A 12049-nucleotide genomic window follows, 5' to 3' on the forward strand; every position below is an offset into this window, starting at 1 on the left:
GATTACAATTACCGTTAAATTGCTCCAATTCATGGTGAACTGAAGCAATTTAACGTCTCAACTATAGAATTTCGATATAGGCGTAGAAAGCAGGTACGTGACTTTCGAGATCGTCTTTGCCATCAGCAAACCAGCCTTCAATAGCTTTAGGACCTTTTTCTAAAGGTAGTGTGAACTGAGCACCAGCAGCGCCTTTATCCAATTCGGTCTCATAAACTACACCATCTAATTTCAAAAATGCTTTTTTCCGATTTACCGGCTGTTGAGCAGGTTTGTCATGAAAGTACAAAGAGATTTGATAAGTACCTGTATTATCTACCTCAACGTGCCAAGGTAAACTTTTGAATTTTTCAACTTGGGTAATCCAACCTTCTTTCTTTTCTTTTAAGAACAAGGTTTTAAAGCCAGGATACCATGCAATAACGTTAGTAGACTCAGCTTCCATCCAGTCGTTGGCATTAAGCCTTACCGGGTTTTCGATTGGGTTACCAACAATGGGTCTTACTCTCGGGCCTACATCTTTTGATACATCTTGCCACCAATCCCGTAAAGCTTGACGAAGCTCTTCAGCTTTTTGCGGGTTATCATTAATTAAATTCACTTGCTGAGACGGATCAGATGCTAAGTCATATAACTCTTCAGTGTTTTTATCTAGCTCTGAAACAAAACGCCAATTACCATCCATGACCACAGACGGACGTCCGATTCTAGGTTGATCAACCCGTTGGTTGGTTACTACTATTTTACGTGATTCAAGTGCTCCATCATCTACTAGCACGGGAACCAGACTTACACCGTCAATTTCAGATGCTTCTGAGGCATCAATACCGGCCAGCTCCATAAGGGTTGGCATCAAGTCGAAATGCGCAGCTAGCGTATCAACTTTTCGAGCTTCATCAATTCCGCCATTGGGATAATGAATGTAAAATGGGACTTTGTGACCGCCTTCATAAACCTCAGACTTATAACCGCGTAAACCACCATTGAATACCCATTCTTGACCAACTTGCTGACTAATTTCATCGGTTAGAGCATGGATAGTTTTATTATTCTTGCCGATACGAGCTGGCGTGAACGAACTTCCGTTGTCGGTCATAAAAATAAAAATAGTATTGTCTGTAATGTTTAGCTCATCTAATAGGTTTCTAATTTTACCTACGCCGGTATCGATAACCGAAATCATTGCGTAGAAACGAGCTATTTCTTCCGGTAAACCTAAGTCTCTGTAAACTTGAATATCTTTGTCTTTGGCTCTGTAAGGAGAATGCGGTGCATTGGTCGCTATGTAAGCAAAGAAAGGCTTGTCTGACTGGCTGCTTTGACGAATAAACTGTTCTGCTTCGTCAAACCAAATATCAGTGGCATAACCATCGAATTTTTCAACTTTACCATTGCGTAAATAGAAATCATCGAATTGGGTATTGCCCCAATAATCTCCCGATTGGCCTACGCCGCCTCCACCGTGGATTAAGCTTGTTTGAAAGCCTTGGTCTTGTGGTCTAAAAGGATAGCTATCACCTAAATGCCACTTGCCAAACAACGCGGTATCATAACCGTTATCAGCCAGTATCTCTGCAATCGTTACATGTTCTGATGCTAAAAATGAACGTCCCATCACGGTATGCCAAACACCAGCTCTCATCGAGTGTTTGCCAGTCAACAATGCGGAGCGAGTTGGGGAACAGGTTGGGTCAACATGAAAGTTTTCAAAACTAACTGACTGATTAGCCAAAGTTTGAATATTCGGGGTTTGTATCACTGGGTTGTGATTAAGACTCAAATCGCCAAAACCTTGATCATCTGTCATCACCAGCACAATGTTGGGTGCTTTTGATTGTTGCTCAGCAGCAGTCTGATCATTGCTTGATTCTGACATCGGAGTTTTGTCAGCGCCACATGCTTGTAACCCAACACCGATTGCCAGAAAAAACAGACCTTTTGTAAAATATCGAATGTTCATTAAAGAGACTCACTTTTAAAAAGGTTAGGAACACTTCGTTGTGTTCCTAACAAAACTATATTTAGAATTTGTAGGTTGCAGTTAATGAATAAGAACGCCCTGCAGCATACACACTTAAGAATGTTGATTCAGCACCGACATAATCCCTTCTCACATCATCAGTTAGGTTTGACGCGTTAAATGCGAAAGATAAATTAGCAGTAGGACGTACATTAAAATTGAAACTTAAATCTTCAGTTGTTCCAGTAAAACGTGCCGTTGCGGTCTGTGAACCAGCGCCAGCAAGAGTTCGGAAAAATTCTGAACGAGTGACATAAGACAATCGAGCGGTAAACAAGCTTGTTTCGTAAAATGCCATAAAGTTATAGTTATTCTTCGATGAACCTGGGAAACCAAAACCGGCATCTCCCACATCTTTATCAAAAGAACTATCAACGTAAGTGTAATTAGCCGATACGCCAAACCCTTCTAGTTCGGGTAGTAGCTCCTCTAAAGGCAAATAAAAGCCAAGTTCCAGACCTTTGACTTCACCATCTGAGAAGTTAATAGGTATAGTGGAGTTAAATAAAGCATCGCCTTGACCCGGTATGGTTTGTCCAAGAACCACTTGATCAATGATGAAATCTCTAACGTCTTTATAAAATATACTGGCTATAAATGCGCCTTTTTTACCGGTATATTTTTCCAATGTAATATCATAATTCCACGCAGTCATAGGATCGAGATCTGGGTTTCCCGCTACCGCATTACCAGGCACCGTTGGATCTTCTGGTACTGTAATCGCCATTATTGGCGCAATTTCTTCGTAATCAGGTCTTGAAAGGGTTTTTGACACACCGAAGCGCAAGGCCAAATCACTTTGCAAGGAAAAGTTAAGGTTTAAACTAGGTAATACTTCCCAATAGTCACCACCTGTAGTTATTGGTACTAAACTAACATTACCGTCTGTATCAACCACTCTTGCTTCCGCACTAGCGGTATTTTCAGTGAAAACAGCACGAACCCCAAAGTTACCGTTAACCGGAACATCCGCCAATTCTGAATCGAGGTTAATTTGTGTGTATAAAGCTGTTATTGTTTCTTCGCTGTCATGTGACGCAGCGGGGTCGATACCAAGCTCATTTACGCCAGTTGTTAATACACGACCGTCAATTGCCGCCACAGCTGAGAAATCCGAAATCTGATAAGTTCTTGGTGCAATCATTGCTGAGGTAAGTAATTCATCAGATAATATTTGCCCCGTAACCCCTGCGTCAGCAATCTCTGCAGCCGGATTGGGTGACAATGCAGAAGGAACAAACTGCACAGCTGCGGTGCGAATAGACAAAATAGAAGTCTTATCATAGTTAACCCCAAATTCCACTGCTGAAAAATGCTCAGTATCGAGATCATAACTGAAATCTAGACTAACGCCATGATTGTCAGCATCAAGTTCGATTTCTCGCACAATACTAAAAATGTAAGTCGCAGCATCTGGGCTTAATAATTCAGAACCAAACCCAATATTAGGTAAACCACTTCTCATATCAAATGAAACTAAAGATTCATCAGCACCGATTTGAAATATGGGAAACCTAAGGTCTTGTTTATAATCAACAGATGACATAAACACATCGAAAGAAGAAGTTAGCTTACCCGTCACCCACTCTAGGTTTAGCCCAGTAACTAAATTCTCAGTGACATTGTTAAACGTCTGATCTTGCATTCTGTAGTTAATAGCACCTGCAAGTTGTGCTTGGCCAAAATCTGCAGATTGCAGCACATTATTTTCGTCAATCTCTATTCCTGACTCATCAAATACAGTGTTGGCCCACATTCCGCCGAACAAAAACTGCCCGTTGTGTCTTTGCGATTTGTTATCAAATTCCGCATATGTGAGATCCCAAACAACCTCTATATTGTCAGATGGCAGCCATTGAATGCCAGTCGAAATTGCAGTTCTATCAGCAGCACTTCTGTTTGGCACGTAAGTTACGGCATTAGGAACGGAAACCCCAGTTATAAGCTCATCTTCACCGGCTACGTTATCATTGTTGACTCTAATATTACTGGTAACGTAGTTCAGATTGACTTGATCTCTAGAAGTATTACTTTCACCTGTAACAAGGGAAATAAAAGCGCCTAAGTCACTCTGTTCATTTCTCCAAGCACCAAATAGATTTACTTTATTACCAGTCTCACCGGCTAAATCATTATAATCACCAGAGACTGAAACAAGTCCAAAGGTTTCTTTGGCATTTAATTGTTTCATATCTAAGGGTCTTAATGTCAGCAGGTTGACCTGTCCAGCTAAGCCACTCTCAGGCCGCGCAGCAGTCTGGCCCTTAGCCACCCTGACGCCACTTAAGATGTTGGATGGAAATACATTAAAATTCATTTTACGCAGGCCACGGGCTTCATTACCTGACGATAAAATTCGGCGACCGTTGATCGTCGAGTTAACAAATTCAGGACCTAACCCGCGGATAGAAACTCTATCTCCATCAGTTCCCGCATCATCGCGCTCTATTTGAATACCCGGCATACGCTGCAACGCGCCAGCAATACTGTCATCAGAAAACTGACCAATATCTTCTGCGGTAATTGCTTCGACTACGGTATTAGAAACCCGTTTTATTTGTTGTGCAGCTTCCAAACTTGAACGAACACCAACGACACTAATTACCTCGGTATCGTCGTTTTGTTTGTCTACTGAGTTGTTTTGGGCAATAGCAGCATTAGCGCAAGGTAGTAATAGTAAAGTAGCAGCAATATTGCACAAAGAACTACGGAAAACGGTAGTTATTTTGTTTGTAGCGAAGGTTTTTAAATCGTTTTGTGTTTTCATTTTCTGTGCCTGTTTTATGAAAATTTATTGTTCTTATTGGTAATCGTTTCACTTAATAAACAACCTTTCACCAACAAAACGACAAAAATAATCACACAAAATTTTAACATGTTCAAGATGTTTTAAATATACAATTAGATTTCATATATAGCATTGGTGTATAATTAGGTTAACCCTGAAAAGGCTTGAGAGAACCTTAATAGGTAGAAAGCGGTTAGTGGCATAAAGGTGAAGATTGCCTAATTGACTTGGATAAAAAGTCACATTGGTAAGGGTTTGTGAATTTGAACGTTATCGATAAATTGAGACAACGTATACGTTATTTCTGTATTTATTTTGTTAACAAATGATTGACAATACGAACAGTCGCCATTATATTTTACTTATAAACTAATATTTCATATTTAAAACACGAGGAAATTATGAGCGAAATCACCCCATCTGCCAATACGATAATAGCGTTGGAAACCCACGATATTCGTTTCCCAACATCTGAATCCCTAGATGGCTCTGATGCCATTAATAAAGATCCTGATTACTCTGCTGCATACTTAACTATCAGCACAGATAAAGGTAATAAAGGCCATGGATTAATTTTTACCATTGGTCGCGGAAACGATATTTGCTGTAAAGCAATAGAAGCACTAGAACATCTTGTAGTTGGTAAAGACTTTAATAAAATCATTCAAAATATTGGTGAGTTTTATGACACTCTACGTTCTGACAGTCAGTTGCGCTGGTTAGGCCCCGAAAAAGGCGTTATTCATATGGCCATTGGTGGTGTGATGAATGCAATCTGGGATATGTGGGCAAAACACGCCAACAAACCTTTGTGGCGTTTATTGGCTGACATGAGCCCAGAAGAGTTTATTAATTGTATCGATTTCAGATATCTTTCAGACGCTCTGACTCGAGATGAAGCTCTGGATATAGTGCGTGCAAATGCAGACTCAAAAGCTGAACGAATTCAGTATTTAGAAGAAAATGGTTATCCTTCTTATACCACTTCAGCTGGATGGCTTGGCTACAGTGACGAAAAATTAAAAAGACTATGCCGAGAAGCATTGGATCAGGGTTTTAAACACATAAAACTAAAAGTTGGACAAGATTTAAATAGCGATATTAGACGCTGTCAAATCGCCCGCGACGTAATCGGCGATGACGTTAAGTTAATGATAGATGCCAATCAAATATGGGAAGTTGATCAAGCCATTGACTGGGTAAATGAATTAGCCCATGTATCCCCTTGGTTTATTGAAGAACCAACTAGTCCAGACGATGTATTCGGCCACAAGAAAATTAAAGAAAACATCGGTGATGTTCAAGTTGCTACTGGTGAGCACTGCCATAACCGAATTATGTTCAAACAATTTATCGCCAATGACGCCATTGATATAGTGCAAATTGACTCCTGTCGTTTAGCCAGTGTTAATGAAATTTTAGCCGTTTATTTGCTAGCAGCGAAATATGGCAAACCAGTTTGTCCACATGCTGGAGGCGTAGGTTTATGTGAATACGTTCAGCACTTATCAATGATTGACTATGTACATATTTCTGCAGATTTAACTGATAGAGTTGTAGAGTTCGTCGACCATTTACACGAACATTTCATTGATCCTTGTGTGATTAAAAACGGGGCGTATGTTGCACCAACTGCACCAGGATATAGTATCGAAATGTTTCAGGAAAGTATCGATGACTACACCTACCCTACAGGCGCACAGTGGCAAAAACGTTTAAACAATAAGACTATAAAACAGGCTTCGTAATGAACGATTTTTTTGATCCCACTTTGCCTGATGTTGCAACGTTAAAAGCGCGAGCTAAGACTCGAATACCCAAATTTGCTTTTGATTACCTGGAAGGCGGTTGTCACGAAGAAATTGGCTTACAACGCAACCGTAGCGATATTCAAGCGGTACAGTTACGCAGCCGATTGTTGCAAAAATTTGATAAATCAGACATGTCGGTTGAGCTTTTTGGCCACAAATACGATGCACCATTTGGTATTGCGCCCATTGGTTTGCAAGGGTTAATGTGGCCCAAAGCACCAGAAATTTTGGCCAAGGCCGCTGCCGATTTGAATGTGCCTTACATATTAAGCACCGTTTCTTCAGCAAGCCTGGAGAACATTGCAGAGATATCTGAAGGCAAAGCATGGTACCAACTTTATAATCCCACGGATAAGAAAATTCGTGAGGATTTATTAAGTAGAATCAAACAAGCTGGTTACAAAGTGTTAGTGGTAACAGTGGATGTGCCGACCTTTGGTTATAGACCACGGGATATGAAAAATGGTTTAGCCATGCCGCCCAAAATGACCTTGTCCAATATTGTGCAAATGTTATCTTGCCCAAGTTGGTTAATGGCAACTGCTTTGGCCGGCAAACCAGAGATGCAAACACTTAAACCTTATATGCCCAAAAATATGCCAACCGACCAATTGGCGGCATTTATGAACAAAACAGTAATGGGCAGAGTCGATATCGAAGGGCTTAAACCGATTCGAGATTTTTGGCAGGGTCCGCTAGTGATTAAAGGTTTAATTAATCAAGATGATGTAGCAGCTGCCATCGAGCTTGGCGCAGATGCTGTAGTGATGTCTAATCACGGTGCTCGTCAACTAGATGTGGGTGAATCTCCCGTAACTCCGTTACAAAAAGCAGCGGCGAAATATGCTAAAAACATCAAAATATTTATGGACAGCGGTTTGCGTTCAGGTACCAATATAGCGTCTGCTTTAGCATGTGGAGCTGATTTTACCTTTTTAGGACGGCCTTTTGTGTATGGTGTTGGCGCCATTGGTAACAAGGGCGGAGTACACACCATCAACTGTCTTAAAATTCAACTTGAACAAGTGATGAATCAACTGGGCTGCGCTAATGTCGCAGATCTTTCGAAGTTTTTAGTGAAGGACTAAGCGGATGAGTACAATGCACAATTCCCCTGTTATACCCAAAAGACAAATTGGCAACACTGATCTCGAGGTAGATACATTAGGTTTCGGCTGTGCTCCTATGGGCAATCTGTATCAGCCAATTAGTGATGATGACTCTAAAGCGGTATTAACTGCCGCTTGGCAGGCAGGCTTCCGTCACTATGATACTGCACCTCATTATGGCCAAGGTCTGAGTGAAAGACGCACAGGTGATCTTTTACGTCCCTTGCAAGGCAAAGACTACGTACTTTCTACTAAAGTTGGGCGTTTGCTCAAGCCAGCAGGCTACGCTAAAGAACGACATGGCTTTATGTCTCCCATGCCTTTCGATATTCAATATGATTACAGCTATGACGGCATAATGCGGTCATTTGAAGACAGCCTACAGCGTTTGGGTTTAGACAGAATTGATATTCTGTATATGCATGATATTGGTCGTGACACCCATGGTGATGAAAACGACAAACATTTTCCGATCGCAATGCAAGGTGGCTATAAAGCCATGGATCAGTTACGCAGCGAAGGGCTGGTAAAAGCAATAGGCTTGGGTGTGAATGAATACCAGGTCTGCGAACAAGCAATGGATCACGGTGACTGGGATTGTTTTTTACTTGCTGGGCGTTACAGTCTACTTGAACAGCAGTCGTTGCAGACATTTTTGCCTAAATGTCAGGCACGAAACACCTCAATTATTATTGGTGGCCCTTACAACTCAGGAATTTTAGCGACTGGAGTTAAAGGTAACAGGACTGCATATTATAATTACGCCCCTGCCCCAGCAGAAATAGTTGAACGGGTCAGCAAAATAGAAGAATTGTGCGAACAATACAATGTAACCTTGGCTGCTGCGGCTCTGCAGTTTCCACTGGCACATCCAAGTGTTGTCTCTGTCATTCCAGGGCTTGGCAACATCAACAGAATAGATAAGACAATAAGTTTATTCAAACAAACCATACCCAGCGAGTTTTGGCAGAGCTTGAAGGCGAACGGTTTGTTAGATAAGCAAGCTCCTGTGCCTACAAATCAAACAACGGATGTTGCTTCTCATGCGAATTGATAGCCATCAACACTTTTGGCAGCGTGAGCTGGGGCATTACAACTGGTTGACTGAAGATTTGGGTGCTATTTATCGAGATTTCTTACCTGAAGATCTGCGTCCACATCTGAAAAAATCAGGTATTGATAAGACAGTGTTGATACAAGCTGCACCAGATATGGACGAAACGAAATACATGTTATCTCTGGCCCACAGTACCGATTTTATAGCAGGCGTTGTTGGCTGGGTTGATATGCAACATGTAGATGCGCCATACCATATCGCCAGACTATCGAAAGATCCCTATTTTAAAGGGATAAGACCTATGATCCAAGATATTGTCGATGATGATTGGATGCTCAAACCCGAACTCAATCCGGCCTTTGTTGCGCTGATGAAACTAAACTTGAGTTTTGATGCGTTAGTCAAACCAAGACACTTAAAGCAATTATTAACCTTGGTCGATCGTTATCCCAATTTAAAAATCGCCATTGATCATGCCGCGAAGCCGAATATTGCCGAAGCACAATTTTCACAATGGGCAGCGGACATTAAAGAATTAGCGAAAAGACCAAATGTATATTGCAAATTATCTGGTTTAGTGACCGAAGCGGGAAACAACCCAAATTTTGATATTTTGGTTCCATACATGCGCCACCTATTCGAGTGTTTTGGTGCTTCACGATTGATGTGGGGTAGTGATTGGCCGGTGCTGAATCTAGCCACAGACTATACCGAATGGGTAGCTTTAACAGAAGCCTTTTTGGCCACGCTGACGAACGAACAGCAAGTACAAATTTGGTCAAAAACGGCCAGTAAATTTTATCGTTTGCAATATCTAGATTAGGTACTGCTGACACTATTGAGATTGTAAAGGGCAAAACTATGAACAAGAATTTATCCGGTAAAACAGCATTGGTGACTGGCGGTGGAAGCGGCATAGGTAGAAGTGTGTGTCTACGATTAGCTGCCGCTGGCGCGCATATATTTGTACTCGACTTAGACGAACAAGCAGCCCAAGAAACCGTCAACCTAATCGAAACGGAAAATGGTTTTGCAAGTGCGCACAAATGCAACGTTGCTGATCATGCCGACGTACAACAAGTGATTAGCGATATCCTAGATAAGCAATCTATCGATATTTTGATCAACAACGCAGGTATTGCTCATGTAGGCAATCTTGAAAACACCAGTGAAGCAGACTTAGACAGACTATATCAAGTTAACGTTAAAGGTGTTTACAACGCTATGTCGGCTACGGTTCCCGCTATGAAAGCCAGAAAATATGGCGTGATCATCAACTTAGCATCGGTAGCATCGTCCGTTGGGATCGCAGATAGATTTGCGTATTCGATGACGAAAGGCGCGGTTTTGACGATGACGTATTCCGTAGCTAAGGATTACATTAATGATGGAATCCGTTGTAACTGTATAGCCCCAGGACGAGTACACACACCATTTGTGGATAATTTCTTAGATAAAAACTATCCCGATAATCGCGATGAAATGTTCGAAAAACTATCTAAGAGCCAACCTATTGGACGTATGGGTAATGCAGAAGAAATTGCAGGTTTGATTAATTATTTATGCTCTGATGAAGCGGCGTTTATCACCGGCTCTAATTTCCCCATCGATGGTGGTTTCGTAACCTTAAATAATTAAACAGAAATTGTGCGAAGAAAGAATTTAAACAAGTTAAATATGAATTGGAGTAACAAATGAAATTAGTACGCTTCGGCAAAAATGGGCATGAAAAGCCAGGAATTGTAGACTCAAACGATCAAATTCGAAGCCTTGAAGGCATAGTAGAAGACATTGATGGACACACTCTCAGCGCTGCAAGTTTAGATAAACTAAGAGATCTAGACCTTAGCACCCTACCCTTAGCCCCTGAAAACGTTCGTATCGGCCCCTGTGTAGGCAAAGTTGGCAAGTTTATATGTATTGGTCTCAACTATAGTGACCATGCTGCTGAATCAGGCATGGCATTGCCGGTAGAACCTGAAGTATTTACAAAAGCCACCAGCGCTATTTGTGGTCCTGATGACAACATCATCAAACCTAAAAATAGCACCAAGCTGGATTGGGAAGTAGAATTAGCGTTAGTCATTGGCAAAGAGGCAAGCTACGTTACTGAAGAAGAAGCACCATCGCATATAGCTGGCTACTGTGTATGTAATGACGTATCTGAGCGAAGCTTCCAACTAGAACGTGGAAACCAATGGGACAAAGGAAAAGGCTGTGACACTTTCGGTCCAATAGGCCCTTGGTTGGTAACCAGTGATGAAGTTGGAAACCCCAACGAGTTAGATATGTGGCTAGAAGTAAATGGCCATCGCTACCAAAACGGCAACAGCCGTACCATGGTATTTAAACCTGCATTTATTGTAAGTTATTTAAGTCAATTTATGAGTTTACAACCTGGCGATATCATTTCTACTGGCACACCACCGGGCGTTGGTTTAGGCCAAAAACCACCGGTATATTTAAACGCTGGTGATAAAATCTCGCTAGGCATTGAACGTCTTGGTACACAAGAGCAGCTTGTAGTTGATTACAAGCAGCCTTAAACCTACCTAATAAACTTATCATTAGCCAACGACTTATATTCGTCTACACTGTGAGATTTAAGTCGTTGGATTCATCTTCTATCCGCAATCACCAAAGCTGTTTTTTAGAATTGTATCTAACCTTCTCGGTTTCACTGCTCCTTCACTTAACTAGCAAACAAATCTATAGCCGAATACCTTGCCCTGTAGTCATTAAACTAAAAAGTAGTGCCTGAGACACTGCTCTATGCAGTATAAATTTAAACAAGCTAGACAAATGCGCTGCAAGAACAAAAAACAAAGCCAGAACGAGGTATGAAAAGATGAAGGTTAAAACGTGGAATAGTGGTAAAAGCCAGCAGTTTCTAGCAATATTGAAGAGGTAATTTTATAGCGTTTTACATCGAAAACGGAAAAGTTAGAGCCGGAGTAGAAGGTTCTATAAAAGTAGAATGTTAAAAACTTCTAATTTCGAGTATTTTCAATATCAGTAGAAGTGGTTTGAGAGCTTGCGGGAGTGCTAACAACGGCTAAAACAACTAGGAAAAGTACAGTGGCAAAAACACCCGTTAAACCAAACCCTTTTGACGAACGATTCATTTTATTTCTCTTATTATTATTTTAAAATAGTAATTGTTGTCGGTAAGTTTATGCAAGTCCATTTGGTAAAAATATCATCTCTGATAACTACACCTAGATTAGACTTTAGTCTAAACCCGTTTTTCCCAATTGACAAGGG

At 41.1% G+C, this 12049-nt stretch carries 9 protein-coding genes; 6 read left to right on the forward strand and 3 right to left on the reverse strand.

The annotated features are described in order from the left end of the window. Nucleotides 1–61: 61 nt before the first annotated feature. Nucleotides 62–1960 carry an arylsulfatase gene (locus VUI23_RS14125; RefSeq protein WP_342804750.1) on the reverse strand — a complete coding sequence of 633 codons (1899 nt, stop codon included), beginning with the start codon at nt 1958–1960 and terminating at the stop codon, nt 62–64. A gap of 61 nt (nt 1961–2021) precedes the next feature. Next, on the reverse strand, nt 2022–4787 hold the full coding sequence (locus VUI23_RS14130; protein ID WP_342804751.1) for a TonB-dependent receptor: 2766 nt from the start codon (nt 4785–4787) through the stop codon (nt 2022–2024). Between the two features lie 422 nt (nt 4788–5209). Here VUI23_RS14130 and VUI23_RS14135 point away from each other — a divergent pair, with 422 nt between their 5' ends. Genes VUI23_RS14135 through VUI23_RS14160 form a run of 6 tightly spaced genes read left to right on the forward strand, consistent with a single transcriptional unit; the run spans nt 5210 to nt 11331 of the window. Then, a complete protein-coding gene (locus VUI23_RS14135) occupies nt 5210–6556 on the forward strand; it encodes an L-fuconate dehydratase (RefSeq protein WP_342804752.1) in 1347 nt (448 codons plus the stop codon). Then, nucleotides 6556–7707 carry an alpha-hydroxy acid oxidase gene (locus VUI23_RS14140; protein WP_342804753.1) on the forward strand — a complete coding sequence of 384 codons (1152 nt, stop codon included), beginning with the start codon at nt 6556–6558 and terminating at the stop codon, nt 7705–7707. Before VUI23_RS14135 ends, VUI23_RS14140 begins: the two co-directional genes overlap by 1 nt. Nucleotides 7708–7711: 4 nt before the next feature. Next, nucleotides 7712–8782 (forward strand): aldo/keto reductase, encoded by a 1071-nt coding sequence (locus tag VUI23_RS14145; protein WP_252729080.1) that lies wholly within the window; start codon nt 7712–7714, stop codon nt 8780–8782. Further along, on the forward strand, nt 8772–9608 hold the full coding sequence (locus VUI23_RS14150; protein ID WP_216048174.1) for an amidohydrolase family protein: 837 nt from the start codon (nt 8772–8774) through the stop codon (nt 9606–9608). The genes VUI23_RS14145 and VUI23_RS14150 overlap by 11 nt, the downstream gene beginning before the upstream one ends. A 38-nt stretch (nt 9609–9646) precedes the next feature. Continuing rightward, nucleotides 9647–10423, forward strand: a complete 777-nt coding sequence (locus VUI23_RS14155) for a glucose 1-dehydrogenase (protein ID WP_216048173.1) — start codon at nt 9647–9649, stop codon at nt 10421–10423. A 56-nt stretch (nt 10424–10479) separates the two neighbouring features. Next, entirely contained in the window at nt 10480–11331 is an 852-nt protein-coding gene (locus tag VUI23_RS14160) for a fumarylacetoacetate hydrolase family protein (protein WP_342804754.1), read from the forward strand. Nucleotides 11332–11775: 444 nt separating this feature from the next. Here the strand turns inward: VUI23_RS14160 and VUI23_RS14165 are convergent, their stop codons facing one another. Then, nucleotides 11776–11910, reverse strand: a complete 135-nt coding sequence (locus VUI23_RS14165; protein ID WP_289847881.1) for a hypothetical protein — start codon at nt 11908–11910, stop codon at nt 11776–11778. Nucleotides 11911–12049: the final 139 nt, after the last annotated feature.

The sequence above is a fragment of the Alteromonas sp. M12 genome, from assembly GCF_037478005.1.
GTDB classification, from domain to species: Bacteria; Pseudomonadota; Gammaproteobacteria; order Enterobacterales; family Alteromonadaceae; genus Aliiglaciecola; species Aliiglaciecola lipolytica_A.

Bases quoted from the DNA above. Each gene is read 5' to 3' on its own strand.
- VUI23_RS14145 (WP_252729080.1), top strand. From the start codon at position 7,712: ATGAGTACAATGCACAATTCCCCTGTTATACCCAAAAGACAAATTGGC.
- VUI23_RS14125 (WP_342804750.1), bottom strand. From the start codon at position 1,960: ATGAACATTCGATATTTTACAAAAGGTCTGTTTTTTCTGGCAATCGGT.
- VUI23_RS14155 (WP_216048173.1), top strand. From the start codon at position 9,647: ATGAACAAGAATTTATCCGGTAAAACAGCATTGGTGACTGGCGGTGGA.
- VUI23_RS14160 (WP_342804754.1), top strand. From the start codon at position 10,480: ATGAAATTAGTACGCTTCGGCAAAAATGGGCATGAAAAGCCAGGAATT.
- VUI23_RS14165 (WP_289847881.1), bottom strand. From the start codon at position 11,910: ATGAATCGTTCGTCAAAAGGGTTTGGTTTAACGGGTGTTTTTGCCACT.
- VUI23_RS14135 (WP_342804752.1), top strand. From the start codon at position 5,210: ATGAGCGAAATCACCCCATCTGCCAATACGATAATAGCGTTGGAAACC.
- VUI23_RS14150 (WP_216048174.1), top strand. From the start codon at position 8,772: ATGCGAATTGATAGCCATCAACACTTTTGGCAGCGTGAGCTGGGGCAT.
- VUI23_RS14130 (WP_342804751.1), bottom strand. From the start codon at position 4,787: ATGAAAACACAAAACGATTTAAAAACCTTCGCTACAAACAAAATAACT.
- VUI23_RS14140 (WP_342804753.1), top strand. From the start codon at position 6,556: ATGAACGATTTTTTTGATCCCACTTTGCCTGATGTTGCAACGTTAAAA.